Source organism: Streptomyces sp. NPDC058534 (genome assembly GCF_042717365.1).
GTDB lineage: Bacteria > Actinomycetota > Actinomycetes > Streptomycetales > Streptomycetaceae > Streptomyces.
Window position 1 is genome coordinate 1 of the sequence record NZ_JBHXNW010000057.1, and the last position, 17,672, is coordinate 17,672.

Below are 17,672 nucleotides of genomic sequence, written 5' to 3' on the forward strand. Positions count from 1 at the left end.
GCCCGCGCGGGCGCCCCCCCCCTCGGGGGCCGCGTCCGGCCGGCCGGCCGACCACCGGTCCAGAACCTCGACGGACCACTCCCCGGCGGCACTTCAGGTCTTCCGCTGCTGAGGGACGGCCGGCCCGTCCCCCACCCCTGTCCTGCCCGTCCGACGCGCCCCCACTGCGCGCCAGGAGGAAACCGCATCATGCAACCCCTCATCGACAACGCCCGTACGTTCGGACAGCGCCCTGAGGAGTTCGCCGGGCACGCCGAAGGCCAGTCGCCCGAAGTACTGTTCATCACCTGCTCCGACTCCCGCGTCGTCCCGGCCCTGATCACGGGCGCCCGGCCCGGCGAGCTCTTCGAGCTGCGCACCGCGGGCAACATCGTCCCGGCGCACGGCACCGGCCACCCCTCCGGCGAGGCCGCCACCATCGAGTACGCCGTGGAGGTGCTCGGCGTCGGCGACATCGTCGTCTGCGGCCACTCGCACTGCGGCGCCGTCGGCGCGCTGGTGCGCGGCGACGACCTGACCGCCGTACCCGCCGTGCGCGACTGGCTGGCGTACGCCGCCGACGAGCCGAAGCCCTGCGACCCCACCGACCCGACCGTCGCCGAAGCCGTGCAGAACCACGTCCTGGCGCAACTGCAGCGGCTGCGCTCCTACCCGTGCGTGGAACGGCGCCTGACGGAGGGCCGGCTGCGGCTGCACGGCTGGTACTACGAGGTCCACACCGGGGCCGTACGCCAACACCGCGCGGACACCGACGCGTTCGAGACCCTGTGAGCGCCGGCATGAACCCGATAGCCAAGTTCCCGCACTGGCGGCAGGACGTCACCTCCTCGCTCGTCGTGTTCCTGGTCGCGCTCCCGCTGTGCGTGGGCGTCGCCGTCGCCTCCGGTGTCCCGGCCGAACTCGGCCTCGTCACCGGCATCGTGGGCGGCCTGATCACCGGATTCCTGCCGGGCAGCAGCCTCCAGGTGTCCGGCCCGGCCGCCGGCCTCACCGTGCTGGTCTTCGGCGCGGTCGACCAGTACGGCCTGCCCGCGCTCGGTGTGATCGTGCTGGCCTCCGGTCTCATCCAGCTCGCGATGGGCGCCCTGAAGCTGGGGCGCTGGTTCCGGGCGATCTCCCTGTCGGTCGTCGAGGGCATGCTGGCCGGCATCGGCCTGGTGCTCATCGCCGGCCAGCTCTACGCGGCCGCCGGACTGGAGGCACCCGCCTCCGGCCTGGACAAGCTCACCGGGCTGCCCGGGGCCGCCGCCGACGCGCTGGGCAGCACCGAGGCGCTCACCTCGCTCGCCCTGGGCGCCGGCACCGTCGCTGTCATGGTGCTGTGGAGGCGGCTGCCGAAGCGGGCGCAGACCCTGCCGGGCGCGCTGGCCGCGGTCGTCCTGGCCACGTCGGTCACGGCGGTGTTCGGCCTGTCGGTCGCGACGGTCGAGGTCAACGGCCTGCTGGACTCCATCCAGCCGCCCGGCGCCGACGCCTTCGGCGAGCTGGCGAACGTCGGGATCATCGGCACCATCGTCGCCTTCACCCTGATCGCGTCGGCGGAGAGCCTGTTCAGCGCCGCCGCGGTGGACCGGCTGCACAACGGGCCGCGCACCCAGTACAACAAGGAGCTGATGGCGCAGGGCGCCGGCAACACGGTGTGCGGTGTGCTCGGCGCGCTGCCGATGACGGCGGTCATCGTGCGCAGCTCCGCCAACGTGAGCGCGGGCGCGAAGACCAAGGCGTCCCGGGTGCTGCACGGCGTGTGGCTGCTGCTGTTCGCCGCGCTGCTGCCGTCCGCGCTGGCCCTGATCCCGCTGCCCGCGCTGGCCGGCATCCTGGTCCACGCGGGCTGGAAGCTGATCCCGTTCCGCGGCATCGTGCCGCTGTGGCGGGAGCACCGGGGCGAGGCGCTGATCCTGGTGGTCACGGCCGTGTCGATCGTCGCGGTGAACATGTTCGAGGGCGTGCTGATCGGTCTGGCCCTGTCCGTGGCCAAGACCGCCTGGGAGGCGTCGCACCTCAAGCTGGAGATCGTCGACAAGGGCGCGGGACCCGTCCAGGCCCATCTGTCGGGCAACGCGACCTTCCTGCGGCTGCCGAAGATCCTGGAGAGCCTGGAGTCGCTGCCGCAGGACCGCCCGGTCGAGCTGGACCTGTCCGGCCTGCACCACCTGGACCACGCCTGCCGCACGGCCCTGGAGAACTGGGCCGAACGGCACAGCGCCACCGGCACGGACCCGGTGAAGGTCACGGAACCGCCGAAGGCGGTCTCGGTCTAGCGGCACACCCGTAGCCGCACCTCCGCGCGGACGCCCGGTCCGGGGCCATGGCCCTGGACCGGGCGTCGGGAATATCGTGGCAGGAGCAGATGAACCGGACCTCTGGGCGAGGAGGCCGTCATGCTCGAGGAGCTCCTGACCGCGGCCGCGGCCGTCGGCAGCGCCGGGGTGGTGTACGTCGCCTCGGCCGCGCGGGTCGTCAAGCAGTACGAGCGGGGGGTGGTCTTCCGTCTCGGGCGGCTCGCGGGCGAGGTGCGCGGACCCGGGTTCACGATGGTGGTGCCGGGCGTGGACCGGCTGCACAAGGTGAACATGCAGATCGTCACCATGCCGGTGCCCGCCCAGGAGGGCATCACCCGCGACAACGTCACCGTGCGGGTGGACGCGGTCGTGTACTTCAAGGTGATCGACGCGGCCAACGCGCTGGTCCGTGTCGAGGACTACCGCTTCGCCGTCTCCCAGATGGCCCAGACCTCCCTGCGCTCGATCATCGGCAAGAGCGAACTGGACGACCTGCTGTCCAACCGGGAGAAGCTGAACCAGGGCCTGGAGCTGATGATCGACAGCCCGGCCGTGGGGTGGGGCGTGCAGGTCGACCGGGTGGAGATCAAGGACGTCTCCCTGCCGGACACCATGAAGCGCTCGATGGCCCGGCAGGCCGAGGCCGACCGGGAACGCCGCGCCCGGATCATCAACGCCGACGCCGAGCTGCAGGCATCGAAGGTGCTCGCGGAGGCGGCGCGGGAGATGTCCGAGACGCCCGCGGCGCTGCAACTGCGCCTGCTGCAGACGGTCGTGGCGGTGGCCGCCGAGAAGAACTCGACCCTGGTGCTGCCCTTCCCGGTGGAGCTGCTGCGGTTCCTGGAGAAGGCCCAGGGGCGCCCTGTGGAGCAGTGACACGTTCTACGCGCGTGGTTCCCGGGACTCCTGGCAGGTGATAGACACGGCTGGTCACAATCCTGTCCGCCAGCAGGAAGGTTTCCCCCATGTCCATGTCCAGCCACGAGGCGACCCGACGCCAGGTGCTCGCCCGCACGGGAGCCCTGGGCGCAGGCATCGCCTTCACCGGAGCCCTCTCCGAACTCTTCGCCGGCACCGCCGCGGCGCAGTCCCTGGGCCACACCGGCTACGGCCCCCTGGTGCCCGACCCCGACGGCCTGCTCGACCTGCCCAGGGGATTTCGCTACCGGGTGCTGTCCCGCGAGGGCGACCGGCTGCGCTCCGGCGAGGGCCCGGTGCCCTCCAACCACGACGGCATGTCCGCCTTTCCGGGCCGGCACGGCGGAGTCCACCTGGTCCGCAACCACGAGAACCGCGAGGACGGCCGGGTCCCGGTCCCCACGGTCAAGGGCCTGACCTACGACCCCGAGGGCAAGGGCGGCTGTACGGCGCTGACGCTGGACTCCCGCAACCGCGTGCTGTCCGAGCGGGTCGCGATCGCCGGTACGGCCGTCAACTGCGCGGGCGGGCCCACACCCTGGCACACCTGGCTGACCTGCGAGGAGACCGAGGACAAGGCCGGTACCAACGGCTACACCAAGGACCACGGCTTCATCTTCGAGGTCGACCCGGTCGACCCGCACCGCACCGGCGCGGTGCCGCTGACCGCGATGGGCCGCTTCCAGCACGAGGCGATCGCCGTGGACCCGCGGCGCGGTGTCGTGTACGAGACGGAGGACGCGTTCGAGCGGCCGTTCGGGCTGTTCTACCGGTTCCTGCCCGAGAAGCCGCTCGGCGGCCGGGGTTCGCTGCGGGCCGGCGGCAGGCTGCAGGCGATGCGCGTGCCCGGCGTGCCCGACCTGTCCTCGATCCAGGAGACGGGCGCCTGCTTCGACGGCATCGAGTGGGTGGACGTACCCGACCCGCTGGCCGCCGAGACGCCCATCCGCTTCCAGGACTTCGGCCGGGGCGGCATCACCCACGCGCAGAAGCTGGAGGGCTGCTACTGGGGCGGGCGGAGCGTGTACTTCGTGTCGTCCTTCGCCCACAGCGACGAGGGCTCGGCCGCCGACCACTACGGGCAGATCTGGCGCTACGACCCCGAACGGCGCCGCCTGACCCTCGTGATCGTCTTCGGCCCGGACACGGACGTCCAGCTGCCGGGCGAGTCCCCGGACAACATCTGCCTGGCCCCCAGCGGCGGCCTCATGGTCTGCGAGGACGGCAGCGGCGCCCAGCACGTCTACGGCGTGACCCGGCGCGGCGAGGTCTACGCGATGGCCCGCGGCGCCCAGAACATCGGGACGCCGGACGAACCGGAGTGGGGCGAGTTCGCCGGGGTCACCTTCTCCCCCGACGGCGACACGATGTACGTCAACTGCTACACACCCGGCACCACCTTCGCGGTCACGGGTCCATGGCGCAGGTAGCGGACCGGGGCGCGCCGCCCGGCGGCCCGTGAAGCCGCGGCATCGGGGTACTCGGCCCGCATGACGGAGAACGTGCGGGTCAACGCCTCGTACTGGCTTCAGACGGCCCCGGGTGGTGCGCCGCGCCCCGCCCTCACGGAGGACCTCGAAGTCGACGTCGTCGTGATCGGCGCCGGGGTCGCCGGCCTCAGCGCGGCCTGGGAGCTGGCGCGGGCCGGGCGCCGGGTGGCGGTGCTGGAGGCCGGGCGGGTCGCCGCCGGCGTCACCGGGCACACCAGCGCGAAGCTGACCGCCCTGCACACGCTGGTCTACGACAGGCTGCGCCGTACCCGCGGCCCCGAGGGCGCCCGCCTGTACGCCCGCTCGCAGTCCGAGGCCATCGAGCGCGCCGCCGGCATCGTGGCGGACCTGGGCATCGACTGCGACTGGGAGACCCGCGACGCCTACACGTACGTCCGCGACCCGGGCCGGGTGGACGAGCTGCGGGCCGAGGCGGTCGCTGCGCGGGAGGCGGGGCTGCCGGCGTCGTTCGTGACGGAGACGGGGCTGCCGTTCCCGGTCGCGGGCGCGGTCCGGGTGACCGGGCAGGCCCAGTTCCATCCCCGCAAGTACCTGCTGGCCCTCGCCGAGGACCTGGAGGCACAGGGCGGACTGATCTTCGAGGACACCCCCGTGCACGGTCTGGACGGGGGCACACCGTGCCGCGTGTCGACCGGCACGGGGGCGACCGTCACCGCCCGGGACGTCGTGGTCGCCACGCACTACCCGGTCTTCGACCGGGCGCTGCTCTTCGCCCGCCTCTCCCCGCGCCGCGAGCTGGTCGTCGCCGGGAGCGTCGAGGCGGACCGCGACGTCGACGGCATGTACATCACGCCGGAGGACAACACCCGCTCGGTCCGTACGGCACCGCTGGACGGCGCCGGCGACGACCCGGGGCGCCGGCTGCTCGTCGTCACCGGCGAGCACTTCACGCCCGGCACGGGCGACACCCGGGAACGCTTCGCGCGTCTGTCCGCGTGGGCCGGCGAGCACTTTCCCGGCGTCGACCTCACCCACTCCTGGGCCACCCAGGACATCGACCCCTCCGACACCGTGCCGCTGGTGGGACCGCTGCACCCCGGCGCACAGCACACGTACGTCGCCACCGGCTTCGGCGGCTGGGGGCTGAGCGGCGGCATGATGGCGGGCCGGCTGCTCACCGCGTGGATCACCGGCGAGGAGTGCGCGTGGGCCGGTCTTTACGACCCGCGCCGGCTGCGCACGGCGGTGCGCGAGGCGCCGGCGCTGCTCAGGGCGCAGGCCGAGGTGGCCGGCCACTTCGTCGGGGACCGGCTGCGGCCCGTGCCGCCGGTGGACGCGCTGCCGCCGGGCGAGGGCGCGGTGGTGAGGGCGGGCGGCGACCGGCTCGCGGTCTACCGGGACGAGGCGGGCGCGCTGCACGCCGTCTCGCCGCGCTGCACGCACCTCGGCTGTCTGGTCGCCTTCAACGCGGCCGAACGCGCCTGGGAATGCCCCTGCCACGGTTCCCGCTTCGACACGGACGGCAAGGTGATCGAGGGCCCGGCGACCAAGCCGCTGGAGCGGCGGGACATCTGACCGCGCCCGCCCGGCCGTCGCCCGGCCCTTCTGGCCCGGGAGGGTGACCCTCGGGGCACGTCACGCCTCATAGTCGTACAAACCGAATAACACACTCATACGTTCGTACGGTGATCACTCTCGTGCGACGCGTACGACGCGCCACCGCCCTGTGCGCCTTGGGCGCCGCCCTCGCCGCCTGCGCGACCAGCGAGGCCCCGCAGACGCCCCGTCCGGCGCCCAGCGCGCCCTCCGCCACGCCGTCGAAACCCTCCCGGCCCCCGACCCTCGCGCCCGGCCCGGCCGGTCTGACCCCCGTCTTCGAACACGGCCCGCGCACCGCCGGCAAGACGGTCGCGCTCACCTTCGACGCCGACATGACCGCGGACCAGGGACCCAGGGCGGCCTCGGGCGAACGCTTCGACAATCCCGGGCTGATCGCGACACTGCGGCGGCTGAAGGTGCCGGCCACGGTGTTCATGACCGGCCGGTGGGCCGAGGAGTACCCGGACGCGGCCCGGTCCATCGGCCGGGACCCGCGGTTCGAGATCGCCAACCACTCCTACAGCCACTACGCCTACACCGACGACTGCTACGGACTGCCGACCGTGTCCCGGGACCGGATGCGCTCGGACCTGGAGCGGGCGTACACGGCGTTCCGGAAGGCCGGGGTCCGGGACGCGATGCCCTACTTCCGCTTTCCCGGCGGCTGCTACGACGAGGCGGCCCTCAAGGAGCTGACCGCCGCCGGCGTCACCACCGTGCAGTGGGACGTGGTGAGCGGGGACGCCTTCGCGACCGACGCCGACGCGGTGGCCCGGCAGGTGCTGGACGGGGTGAAACCGGGGTCGGTGGTCGTCATGCACTGCACGCGCAGCGCCGCCCCGGTGACCGAGCGGGTGGTGCGGACGATCGTGCCCGAACTGCGCGACCGGGGCTACCGCTTCGTGAAGGTCTCGGAGCTGATCGGCACCGCGAACGGCCGCGGCTGACGGGCCTACGCTGGAGAGATGAACAGCGACGACGACCAGGGTCCCAACGACTACTGCCTCATCGACGCGACCAGGCCGCCCAAGGCCGACGGCCCGCCGTATGCGGAGTGTGTGCAGTGCCGGGAACCGACGGAGTACCCGGAGTCGTACAAGGGCATCACCTACTGCCCCGTCTGCGAGTGGCAGGAGGCGCAGCGCACGGCCTGCTCAGGCTGACCGGCGCGCGCTGAGCACACAGGCCACGGCGATCGCCGCGGCGGCCGTCAACGACGCCGCGGCCAGCGGGAGCAGGGGCAGCGGTACGTCCCCGGACCGCGAGCCGGTGACCAGGCCGCCGACCGCCGCCCGCGCGGGGGAGCCCGTCACCACCAGCGCCAGCAGGGCCCCGAGCAGCAGCGCCGGGACCGCGCGGCCGGGCGAGCGCAGCACCGGCCAGGCGGTGAGCGCGCCGACGGCGGTACCGAGCAGGGCGCACACCAGCGCGGCGAGCAGTCCGGCACCGCCCGCCGCGAGCGGGGGTACGCGCGTGCCGTGGCCGGTGCTGTAGGGGTCGCTGACCAGCGTCACCACGAGCACCGCCGCCGCGCCCAGGACGACCGCGGCGGCCAGTGCCACCAGCACGCACGCCAGGTGGGCCGGTCCGGGACCGCGCGCCGCCGACAGACAGGCCCGGGCGGCGGGCGGCTCGCCGGTGACGCAGATCCGCACCAGCCAGGCCGTCACCGGCAGCAGCACGGCCGCCGCCCAGCCCAGCGAGTCGAGCACCGGCTGCCCGCCCTGTACGCCGATGCCGAGGGCGGCGGCGTACAGGATGAGGGGCGGCAGCCAGCGCCGGGAGCGCAGCAGGAGTGCGGCCTGGTAGCGCAGGAGCGCGGTCATCGGTGGGCCTCCGGGGCGTGCACGCTCACCACGTGCCAGGACGGGTCGGCGGTCAGCAGCGTGCGCAGCAGGACGTCGGAGTGGGACGCGGGCACGGTGAGCAGATGGGCGCCGGGGGCGGTCTCCTCGGCCGAGGCGACGGTCCGGAGCACGCCGGCGGGCAGCGCGCGCCCGGCCGCTCCCCGCACCCGGACGGCCACCCGCGGCCCGGCCGGGACCGGGGCGTCCGCGGTACGGCGGTGCAGGGTGCCGTCGCGCACGGTATAGGTGGCGTCGGCCGCGCCGGCCAGGCGGCGCGGGTCGTGGTCGACGAGGACGACGGCGCCGCCGGAGGCGGTCAGCTCGGCGACCGCCCGTTCCAGCTCGGCCCGGGCGTCGGCGTCGAGCCCGGTCCAGGCCTCGTCGAGGACGAGCAGCTCCGGCTCGGCGAGCAGGGCCTGCGCCACCGCCACCTTCTGGCTGCTCCCCTTGGACAGCCGGGCCAGCGGTGTGCCGGCGTACCCGGCGGCCCCCAGCCGCTCCAGCCACCGCCCCGCGGCACGGGCGGCCGCCCGGCGGGACAGCCCGTGCACGGCGCCGAGATGGGCGAGGTACTGCGCGGCGGTGAAGGGCAGGGCGGGCGGGAAGCGCTCGGGGACGTAGGCGGTGCGCGGACGACCGCCGACCCGGCCCTCGTCGGGGGCGTCGATTCCGGCGAGTACGCGCAGCAGGGTCGACTTGCCGCTGCCGTTGCCGCCCTCGACGCGCACGACGGTGCCGGGCGGCACGCCCAGATCGACGCCGCGCAGCACCCAGGGGCCGCGGATGCCGTAGCGGCGCCCCACGCCGTCCAGCCGTAGCTCGTGTCGCATGGGGCCATCCTGTCGCGGGCGCGCGGGTTGGCAGACTGGGGGCGTGAGCAACGAAGCGACGACGCCCGTCCCCGACAGCCCCTTCCGCCCCGAACCCGGCGACCGCGACCTCGCGCCGCAGTTCGTCCTGCCGCTGGTGGTGCGCATCGAGCGGGCGGCACCGCCGGCCCGTACCGACGCGCTGGAGACCGCGGCCCGGGCGGTGCTGGTGATGCTCGGCGACGAGCGGTCGGCCGGCGACGGTGAGTGGGCGCAGGCGGTGCGGGACTGGCAGGACGCGCGCATCCGCAAGGTGGTGCGCCGGGCGCGCGGCGCCGAGTGGCGGCGGGCCGAGGCCCTGCCCGGCATCACGGTCGGCGGCGGGTCGGCCGAGGTCCGGGTCTTCCCGCCGGTCCCGCTGGACGGCTGGCCGAAGGACCTGGCCCGTCTCCAGGTCTCCGGCACCGATCTCGACGACCCGGAGCCGCCGGCCGAGGCCGGCCTCTCCGTGCCGGTGCTCTGGATGAACCCGGACCTGGACATGTCGGCGGGCAAGGCGATGGCCCAGGCCGGCCACGGCGCCCAGCTCGCCTGGTGGGAGCTGGACGCCGGGGCGCGGGCGGCGTGGCGTGCGGCGGGCTACCCCCTGGCCGTGCGCACGCCGGATCCCGCCCGCTGGAGCGGCCTGACCACGAGTGGCCTGCCGGTGGTCCGCGACGCCGGGTTCACGGAGATCGCGCCGGGCTCGTGCACGGTGGTCGCGGACCACCCGGCGCTGCCCCGTGCTACGGCTCGATCAGAATCGAATTGATGGGCGTGAGGTCCCTGTTCCAGGCCCAGTTCATCGGAATGCGGTCGCCGCAGCCCGTGCCGTTGCCGCCGGTGCACAGCCGGACCGTCCAGCCGTCGGTCTGGTTGTTGTAGACCCAGTGCTTCCCGTACTGGTTGTAGAGCTTGTGCACCCCCCGGGAGTAGTAGAAGTCGGTCGGCTTGCTGTCCTTCCAGTACTCGCCCTGCGGGTAGATGCACACGGCCCCGACCGGGCATCCGAACTGGGAGTCCGCGGCCGGTGCCGCGGACGCCGCCCCCGTGCCGGCGCCCAGCAGTCCGGCCGTGAGGGCGACGGACGCGGCGCCGCCGGCGAGTGCGCGATGGAAGAGCTTCATGGGATTCCCTCCGTTGCGGTTTCCTGCACCGGCAGGTTCCTGGCGAGGGCGCCGTTCGCGCACCACTGTTCGGGCCCAGCCAAATCGTCGCCGAGCAGCCGCAGGCCCAGCGCGGTCACCGAGTGCAGGACGTACTTGCCGGTCCGGCGCGTCGTGAGCAGTCCCGCCTCCCGCAGCACCGCCAGCTGCTGGCTGCCGCTGGGCAGCGAGATGCCGACCGCCGCCGCCAGTTCGGACGTCGTCCCGCACGCGCGCCCGGCCGCCTCGTGGAGCAGCGCGGCCCGGGTGGGGCCCACCAGGGCGGTGAGCGCAGCGAACTCGGTGACCGGCGCCGGGACGACCGTCTTGTCCGCCGGGTAGACGAGCACCGGCCGCTGGGAGACGTCGACCAGGGTGATCGGCCGCCGCCAGCAGAAGTACGAGGGCACGAGCAGCAGCCCGCGCCCCTCCAGGTGCAGTTCGCGCCGGACCGGGTAGTCCACTTCGAGCACCGGTGGCCGCCACACCGCCATCGGCCGGAAGGTGGCCAGCAGGGCGGCCGTCCCGCCGGTCACCAGGGCGCGGGTGCGCCAGGCGAGGTCGGCGCCGACGGCCGCCCCGATCCGGTCGCGCACCGGTTCGAGCAACGCCTCGTCGTAGGCGCGCAGGCCGCCGCCCAGCCCCCCGAGCGCCGTCACGTCGCCCCGGGCCAGTGCCGCCGCGCCCGGGACCGGCCTCGCGCCCGACGCGGCCAGCAGGGCCAGCTCGTGCCGGAGCCGGCCGCGCGGGGTCGCCAGCACCCGTTCGACGCCGTCCCGCAGGGTCACGTCGTGGCCTTCGACGGGCGGGGTGAGGAAGTCCGGGAAGTACGTGCCGAACGGCACCAGGCCGCGCAGTGCCAGCGCGGCCCGCCGGGCCGTGCCGTCGCGCAGCAGCCGGGCCCTGACCTGCCGCCGCCACGGGTCGAAGGCGAGCGCGCCCTCCCGTGTCTGGAGACGGCAGACGCTGCACACGATCTCCCACAGCGGATCGGGGCCGCGCGCCAGTCTGATGTTCTCCAGGTCCTGTCCGGTGAAGTGGATCCGCAGCAAGGTGTTCCCCCGTTCCCCCGACGGACGCCGAACTCGTCCACGGCCAGCGTGGACCGCCCGCATACGCAAACGGTTGACACCCGCTGAACGCCGTCCGCGGCGGTGGGCGTGCGATGAGTTCCGCGACGCGGGACGGTCTACCCAGCAGGCGTTACCTCCCCGAACGGACGTGATCACCGTGCCGAACAGTTCCGCCCACGCCAAGGTCGACGGCCTGGAGATGTACTACGAGATCCACGGCACCGGCGGGGACACCGCCCGGCGTCCGCTGGTCCTGCTGCACGGCGGTGGCCTCACCGTCGGGCTGAGCTTCGGCGCCCTGCTGCCCGCGCTCACCTCGGGCCGGCACATCGTGGCCCCCGAGCTGCAGGGGCACGGGCACACCGCCGACATCGAGCGGGCCATCACCGTGCCGAACCTGGCGGGTGACGTGGTCGCCCTGCTCGACGCACTCGGCATCGAGCGGGCCGACCTGCTCGGGTTCAGCCTGGGCGGGCTGACCGCGCTGGAGGTCGCCGTCAGGCACCCCGGGCGAGTGGGACGGCTCGTGCTCGCCGCCACGCAGTACACCCAGGACGGCTACCGCGAGGAGGTCCGCACCCCCGACTACGACTCACCGCTGCTGCCCAGCGAGGCCGACTTCCAGGAGATGGCCGACGCCTACGCGGCCGCCGCTCCGCACCCCGAGCACTTCCAGGACTTCCTCGACAAGTGCTCGCAGGGCGCCCACGGCCCGCTGCCCTGGAGCGCCGACGACCTGCGCGGGCTGACGGCACCCACGCTGCTGGTCGTCGGCGACCGCGACTTCGTGCGCGTGGAACACGCCGCCGAGATGCGGGACCTGATCCCCGACGCGCGCCTCGCCGTCCTGCCCGCCACCACCCACATGACGCTGATGCGGCGCACGGCCCTGCTGGTGCCGCTCCTGGAGGAGTTCCTGGGCACCGGGCGGGAGGCGTCGGCCCGTGCGGCGTGACATCGTGGTGGCATGAGCATCGACGTGCGCCCGGCCTCGGCCTTCGAGGACGTCCGCGCGCTGCTCGGCCCCAAGTCGCCCCAGGCCAACGTGTGCTGGTGCCTGAGCTACCGCGTCCCCTCCAAGGTCAACACCGAGCTGCGCGGCCCGGCCCGCGGCGCCTACGTCGCCGAGCTGTGCCGGACGGCCCCGCCTCCCGGGGTGCTCGCCTACGACGGTGACGAGCCGGTCGGCTGGGCCGCCGTGGCGCCGCGCGCGGACACCTCCTTCGCACGCAACCGCAAGATCCCGCACGTCGACGACCTGCCGGTCTGGTCCTTGTGGTGCGTCCGGGTGCGGCCCGGTCACCGGAAGAAGGGGATCTCGCACGCCCTGATCGCCGGGGCCGTCGACTTCGCCCGCTCCCAAGGCGCTCCGGCGATCGAGGCGTACCCGCTCGACAACGGGGACGCCCGGGTCGACCTGACCATGGCGTACGCCGGGATCCGGCGGAACTTCGAGCGCGCCGGGTTCGTCCACGCCGCCGACACCACCTCCGTGCTGGCCGGACACCCGCGCGTACTGATGCGGCTCGACCTGCGCTGAGGGCCCGGGGCCGCCGCGAACCTCAGATGTTGCTCTGAAGACGCCCCCCGCGCGGTTGGCGGCGGGCCGGGCGGGTCATACCCCCGTCATACCGACGGGGAGGGAGGCACGACCATGCGACGACTGGGGACCGGCATCGGGTGGCGTCCGGAGATCGCGGACACCGTGGAGCGGATGCCCGGCATCGACTGGGTCGAGGCCGTGTCCGAGAACCTCTGTCCCGGGCATCTGCCGGAATCGCTGCTGCGGCTGCGCGAGCGCGGGGTGACCGTCGTGCCGCACGGCGTCTCGCTCGGCCTCGGCGGCGCCGAACGGCCGGACGCGGGACGGCTGGCGGCGCTGGCCGACCGCGCGGTGGCGCTCGGATCGCCGCTGGTCACCGAGCACATCGCGTTCGTCCGCGCGGGCGGCGCGCTGACCGCCTCCCCGCACCTTGAGGCCGGGCACCTGCTGCCCGTGCCGCGCACCCGCGACGCGCTCGACGTGCTGTGCGAGAACGTGCGCATCGCGCAGGACGCGCTGCCCGTGCCGCTCGCCGTGGAGAACATCGCCGCGCTCGTCGCCTGGCCGGGCGAGGAGCTGACGGAGGGGCAGTTCCTGTACGAGCTGGCCGACCGGACGGGAGTGCGGCTGCTGATCGACGTGGCGAACCTGCACACCAACCACGTCAACATCGGGGCGGACCCGGCCGAGGCGCTGGCCGAACTGCCCCTGGAGGCCCTCGCCTACGTCCACGTCGCGGGCGGCTTCGAACGGGACGGCGTCTGGCACGACAGCCACGCCCACCCCGTCCCGCAGCCGGTACTCGACATCCTCACCGACCTCGCCTCGTGGGTGGCACCGCCGGGAGTCCTGCTGGAGCGGGACGAGAACTTCCCCGGCGCGGGCGGGCTGGAGGCGGAGGTGGCGGCGATCCGCGGCGCGGTCGCGCGGGGGCGGGCGGCGGAAAGGCCGGAGAGCCGGGGGCCCGCCGACCGGGACGCGTCCGTGGCGCGAGCGGCCTCGCACGAGGCGGACGCGGCGAACGTGGCGGCCCACGCCGTCCGGCAGCGGCTCGGTCTGGCGCAGGCCGCGCTGCTGTCCGCGCTGGTCGCGGGGGCGCCGGCGCCCGAGGGGTTCGACCGGGCGCGGCTGGGCGTACAGGCGCGGGCGCTCGCCGGGAAGCGGGCGGACGTGGTCGCGAAGGTGGCGCCCGAACTGCCGGTGATCCTCGGCCCGGTGTACCGGCCGGCGTTCCTCGCCTACGCGCGGGGATGTCCGATGGCCGGGGGCTACCGGCGGGACGCCCTCGACTTCGTCGAGCGGCTGCTGAGCGAGGACGCGGCTCCCGCGGCGGAGGACGCCGGTGTGCGGCGGGAGTTGCGGGCGTGGTGGCTGGAGCGCTCGGGGCCGGTGCCCCGGTCGGGGCGGCCGGGGGTGCGGTGGGCGCGTGCGACCAGGCGGGTCCTGCTGCGTCGCTGACCCGGTCACGGCCGGTCCGGGACATCACCAAACGGAACGTCACATACCCACAACACTGCGTCCCGAAATGTGAACAGGCCATGGCGCCGGCGAAAGCCTTTGGCATAGAAGTACGGCATGTTCTGGGTCCTTTTCCTCCTGTCGGCCTGGGCCGTCGCCGGCCTCGCGTGTCTGCGCCTGTGCCTGGCCGCCGTGCGCGCGGCGGCCGTCGCCCCGCGCACCCCCGCGCGGGAGCACGCGCTGACGCTGTACGAGGCGGCGTTCCTGTCCGGCGGCCCGCGGCGGGTGGCCGACCTGACGCTGGTCTCGATGGCGCGCCAGCGCCGGCTGCTGCTCGCGCACACCGGCTGGGCGACGGTCGTGGACCCGTGCGGACGCGACGACATGGAGCGGTCGGTCATAGGGGCGATAGGGCCCGAAGGGCAGTCCCGGATAGCCCCGGTCCGGGCCACCGCCGCCACGGCCGACCCGATACGGGGCCTGGCCGACCGGCTGGTCGGCGCCGGTCTCGCCGTACCGGACGGCGGCTCCGACGATGTCGCGGCCGGGGTGCGGCGGGTGCGGGTCGCGGCGGTGGCCGTGGGCGCGCTGGCCGTCGCCGCGCTGGCGCTGCCCCTTCCCGCGCACGAGCCGCGCGCGCTGATCGCCCTGTGGTTCGCCCTGCCGCTCGCCCTGACCCTGGGCTGCCTCGCCATCACGCGGATGGAGATCCACCCGTACTCCCGCTGGGCCTCCCCGGCCGGGCAGCGGCTGATCGGCACCCTCGTCCAGCACGCCGACGGCACCGCCGACGAGCGCACCTACCTCACCTCCGTCGCCGTGCGCGGCGTGCACGCGATCGGCGAGCCGGACCTGCGCGCGGCCTTCGCCCACCGCGAGGCGTACATCGAGGGGTACCGCGGGCGCCGGATCTGACCGGCCGCCGCCGACACGCCGACGCGCCGGGGGCGTACGGAGGCACTCGGCGCCGACACCCGCGGGCGGTGCTTGCCCCGCCCGGCGGGCGAACCCAACATCCCTTGTGTCACCCCCGTGCCACCGAAGGGATACGCGATGCGAGCTGCCGCCCTCTACTCGGCCGCCGGGTCCTTGCTGCTGACCACCCTCGCCACCGCGCCGGCCCAGGCGGCCCCGCCCGCCCACGGTTCCGCCGAGGCGCGCGGCACCGCCGTGGCCGCCGGGCGCGCGGCGGCGGCCGGCATCGAGTTCGGCAGGTGCCCGAAGGCGGAGGAGCTGCCGGGCAGCATGCGCTGCGGCACGGTCGGTGTGCCCCTGGACTACGCGCACCCCGACGGGAAGCAACTCCGGCTCACCGTCAGCCGGGTGCGGGCCACCCACAAGGACCCGGGGAACCCCAAGCGCAAGGTGCCCGGCCAGGGCGCCCTCCTCTACAACCCGGGCGGTCCGGGCGGCTCGGGCCTGTACTTCCCGATGGCCGGCCTGGTGCCCGAGTGGAGGCGGATCGCGGGCGCCTACGACCTCGTCGGGTACGCGCCGCGCGGGGTCGAGCCCTCCGCGCCGCTGTCCTGCCAGGACCCCGGCGACTTCTTCAAGGGCCCGCGCCCGGCCCCGACACGGCCCACGGACGCGTACAAGAAGGAGCGCGCCGCCGAGGCCGAGGCGTACGCGCGGGGCTGCGCCGAACGCGCCGGGGAGGCGCTGCGGCACTACCACTCCCTCAACAACGCCCGTGACCTGGAGGTGGTGCGGGCCGCGCTGGGCGAGGAGCGGCTGACGTTCATGGGCACGTCGTACGGCACCTACCTCGGGGCGCTGTACGCCGAGCTGTTCCCGTCCCGCGTGCGGCGGATGGTGTTCGACTCCGTGGTGAACCCGGACCCCGCGCTGGTCTGGTACCGCAACAACCTCGAACAGTCGGAGGCGTTCGAGGATCGCTGGGACGACTTCAAGGAGTGGATCGCCGGCCACGACGCCGTGTACGGCCTTGGGGACACCCCGCGGCAGGTGCAGAACAGCTACGAGGAGGCGAGCGCGCGGCTCGCGGCGGAGCCGGCCGGCGGGACGGTGGGGCCCGCGCAGTTGCAGGGCGCGTTCCTGCGGGCCGGGTACTACGACGACTACTGGCCGCATCGCGCCGAGGCGCTGTCCGCCTACCTGAAGGGCGATCCGCAGCCGCTGATCGACCAGGCGGGGACACGGACCGAGGAGGACGCCACCGGGGCGGAGAACTCCAACGCCGTGTACACGGCCGTCGAGTGCAACGACGCGGCCTGGCCGACCGACTTCGGGGTCTGGGACCGGGACAACACGCGGCTGGCGCGCCGGGCGCCCTTCGAGACCTGGGACAACGTGTGGACCAACCTGCCCTGCGCCTACTGGCGGGTGCCCCGGCAGCGCCCCCTCGACGTGCGCACCGGGCCCGGTGAACTGCCGCCGACGCTGATCCTGGCCGCCGAGCGGGACGCGGCCACTCCCTACGAGGGCGCGCTGGAGCTGCGGCGGCGGCTGTCGGGCTCGGTGCTGGTGACCGAGCGGGACGCGGGCACGCACGGCATCGCGGGGGGACCGAACGCCTGCGTCAACGGCCACCTGGAGGCGTACCTGCTGGAGGGCCGGCTCCCGGCGCGGAACGCGGCGTGCGCACCGCGCCCGGAGCCGCAGCCGAGGCCCGCGGCCGAGCCGGGTGCCTGACCGGCGCCCTGATCAGGCCAGCCCGGCCACCAGCTCCGCGACGTCCTTGCGGCGCCCGGTGCCGCACCCCCCGGGGGACAACCCCCGGACCCCCGGCCGACCGACGACCAGGCCAGCCGATCAAGCCAGCCCGGCCACCAGCTCCGCGACGTCCTTGCGGCGCCCGGTGTAGAACGGGACCTCCTCGCGGACGTGCATGCGGGCCTCGGAGGCGCGCAGGTGGCGCATGAGGTCGACGATGCGGTGCAGTTCGTCGGCCTCGAAGGCGAGGAGCCACTCGTAGTCGCCGAGCGAGAAGGAGGCGACCGTGTTGGCGCGCACGTCCGGGTAGCCGCGGGCCATCTTGCCGTGGTCGGCGAGCATGCGGCGACGGTCCTCGTCGGGCAGCAGGTACCAGTCGTAGGAGCGCACGAACGGGTAGACGCTGATGTAGTCGCGGGGCGTCTCGTCGGCCAGGAAGGCCGGGATGTGCGCGCGGTTGAACTCGGCGGGGCGGTGCAGCGCCATGTTCGACCAGACCGGCTCCAGCGCGCGGCCCAGCTTCGTGCGGCGGAAGAGGTTGTACGCCTCCTGGAGCTGGTCGGCGGTCTCCGCGTGCCACCAGATCATGAGGTCGGCGTCGGCGCGCAGACCGGACAGGTCGTAGGTGCCGCGGACCGTCACGTCCTTGGCGGCGAGCTGGTCGAACAGTTCCTGGACCTCGTCGGCGTACCCGGCACGGTCCTCGGGGAGCGTGTCCTTGAGCTTGAAGACGGACCAGAGGGTGTAGCGGATGACCTCGTTGAGGTCCTTGGCCAGCTTGCCCTTGTTGGGGATCCGGTCGGCGGCAGGGGTGGAGGCGTCGTCACTCATGCCC

The 17,672-nt window shown here is 74.3% G+C and carries 18 protein-coding genes; 13 read left to right on the plus strand and 5 right to left on the minus strand.

Going from position 1 to position 17,672, the window contains the following annotated elements; translation table 11 throughout:
- Positions 1-189 precede the first annotated feature (189 nt).
- The 7 genes from ACFWR9_RS29285 (at position 190) to ACFWR9_RS29315 (ending at position 7,413) form a co-directional block, all read left to right on the plus strand.
- Positions 190-771: a carbonic anhydrase gene (locus ACFWR9_RS29285; protein ID WP_383847064.1), complete on the plus strand. Its 582-nt coding sequence runs from the start codon at positions 190-192 to the stop codon at positions 769-771.
- An 8-nt stretch (positions 772-779) separates the two neighbouring features.
- The gene (locus ACFWR9_RS29290) at positions 780-2,261 is read left to right on the plus strand and encodes a SulP family inorganic anion transporter (RefSeq protein ID WP_383847066.1); all 1,482 of its coding nucleotides are present in this window, start codon (positions 780-782) and stop codon (positions 2,259-2,261) included.
- Positions 2,262-2,381: 120 nt separating this feature from the next.
- Complete coding sequence (locus ACFWR9_RS29295; protein ID WP_383847068.1) at positions 2,382-3,158, plus strand: slipin family protein; 777 nt, start codon at positions 2,382-2,384, stop codon at positions 3,156-3,158.
- 89 nt (positions 3,159-3,247) lie between these two features.
- Positions 3,248-4,630, plus strand: coding sequence for a PhoX family protein (locus ACFWR9_RS29300; RefSeq protein WP_383847070.1), 1,383 nt, complete (start codon positions 3,248-3,250; stop codon positions 4,628-4,630).
- Positions 4,631-4,690: 60 nt separating this feature from the next.
- Positions 4,691-6,226: an FAD-dependent oxidoreductase gene (locus ACFWR9_RS29305; protein ID WP_383847072.1), complete on the plus strand. Its 1,536-nt coding sequence runs from the start codon at positions 4,691-4,693 to the stop codon at positions 6,224-6,226.
- 110 nt (positions 6,227-6,336) lie between these two features.
- The gene (locus ACFWR9_RS29310; RefSeq protein WP_383847073.1) at positions 6,337-7,197 is read left to right on the plus strand and encodes a polysaccharide deacetylase family protein; all 861 of its coding nucleotides are present in this window, start codon (positions 6,337-6,339) and stop codon (positions 7,195-7,197) included.
- A gap of 18 nt (positions 7,198-7,215) precedes the next feature.
- Entirely contained in the window at positions 7,216-7,413 is a 198-nt protein-coding gene (locus ACFWR9_RS29315; RefSeq protein ID WP_383847075.1) for a hypothetical protein, read from the plus strand.
- On the opposite strand, the gene ACFWR9_RS29320 is transcribed toward ACFWR9_RS29315, so the two are convergent.
- Together ACFWR9_RS29320 and ACFWR9_RS29325 are read right to left on the minus strand one after the other, a co-directional pair.
- On the minus strand, positions 7,405-8,076 hold the full coding sequence (locus tag ACFWR9_RS29320) for an ABC transporter (protein WP_383847077.1): 672 nt from the start codon (positions 8,074-8,076) through the stop codon (positions 7,405-7,407). The genes ACFWR9_RS29315 and ACFWR9_RS29320 overlap by 9 nt on opposite strands.
- Positions 8,073-8,927, minus strand: coding sequence for an ATP-binding cassette domain-containing protein (locus tag ACFWR9_RS29325; protein WP_383847079.1), 855 nt, complete (start codon positions 8,925-8,927; stop codon positions 8,073-8,075). The genes ACFWR9_RS29320 and ACFWR9_RS29325 overlap by 4 nt, the downstream gene beginning before the upstream one ends.
- A gap of 43 nt (positions 8,928-8,970) precedes the next feature.
- Between ACFWR9_RS29325 and ACFWR9_RS29330 the strand changes: the two genes are divergently transcribed.
- On the plus strand, positions 8,971-9,717 hold the full coding sequence (locus ACFWR9_RS29330; protein ID WP_383847080.1) for a peptidyl-tRNA hydrolase: 747 nt from the start codon (positions 8,971-8,973) through the stop codon (positions 9,715-9,717).
- Here ACFWR9_RS29330 and ACFWR9_RS29335 read toward each other — a convergent pair.
- Together ACFWR9_RS29335 and ACFWR9_RS29340 are read right to left on the minus strand one after the other, a co-directional pair.
- On the minus strand, positions 9,692-10,072 hold the full coding sequence (locus tag ACFWR9_RS29335) for a hypothetical protein (RefSeq protein WP_383847082.1): 381 nt from the start codon (positions 10,070-10,072) through the stop codon (positions 9,692-9,694). The genes ACFWR9_RS29330 and ACFWR9_RS29335 overlap by 26 nt on opposite strands.
- Entirely contained in the window at positions 10,069-11,142 is a 1,074-nt protein-coding gene (locus tag ACFWR9_RS29340; protein ID WP_383847084.1) for an ArsR/SmtB family transcription factor, read from the minus strand. The genes ACFWR9_RS29335 and ACFWR9_RS29340 overlap by 4 nt, the downstream gene beginning before the upstream one ends.
- A gap of 178 nt (positions 11,143-11,320) precedes the next feature.
- On the opposite strand from ACFWR9_RS29340, the gene ACFWR9_RS29345 reads away from it, so the two are divergent.
- From ACFWR9_RS29345 to ACFWR9_RS29365, 5 genes are all read left to right on the plus strand, one after another.
- The gene (locus tag ACFWR9_RS29345; RefSeq protein WP_383847086.1) at positions 11,321-12,118 is read left to right on the plus strand and encodes an alpha/beta fold hydrolase; all 798 of its coding nucleotides are present in this window, start codon (positions 11,321-11,323) and stop codon (positions 12,116-12,118) included.
- A gap of 12 nt (positions 12,119-12,130) precedes the next feature.
- Positions 12,131-12,703, plus strand: a complete 573-nt coding sequence (locus ACFWR9_RS29350; RefSeq protein WP_383847088.1) for a GNAT family N-acetyltransferase — start codon at positions 12,131-12,133, stop codon at positions 12,701-12,703.
- Positions 12,704-12,817: 114 nt separating this feature from the next.
- Positions 12,818-14,164 carry a DUF692 domain-containing protein gene (locus tag ACFWR9_RS29355; protein WP_383847090.1) on the plus strand — a complete coding sequence of 449 codons (1,347 nt, stop codon included), beginning with the start codon at positions 12,818-12,820 and terminating at the stop codon, positions 14,162-14,164.
- A 117-nt stretch (positions 14,165-14,281) separates the two neighbouring features.
- Positions 14,282-15,079, plus strand: coding sequence for a TIGR04222 domain-containing membrane protein (locus tag ACFWR9_RS29360; RefSeq protein ID WP_383847092.1), 798 nt, complete (start codon positions 14,282-14,284; stop codon positions 15,077-15,079).
- A 138-nt stretch (positions 15,080-15,217) separates the two neighbouring features.
- Complete coding sequence (locus tag ACFWR9_RS29365) at positions 15,218-16,816, plus strand: alpha/beta hydrolase (protein ID WP_383847094.1); 1,599 nt, start codon at positions 15,218-15,220, stop codon at positions 16,814-16,816.
- A 120-nt stretch (positions 16,817-16,936) separates the two neighbouring features.
- Here ACFWR9_RS29365 and hemQ read toward each other — a convergent pair whose 3' ends face one another.
- Positions 16,937-17,668, minus strand: a complete 732-nt coding sequence (hemQ, locus tag ACFWR9_RS29370) for a hydrogen peroxide-dependent heme synthase (protein ID WP_383847096.1) — start codon at positions 17,666-17,668, stop codon at positions 16,937-16,939.
- Between the last annotated feature and the right edge of the window lie 4 nt (positions 17,669-17,672).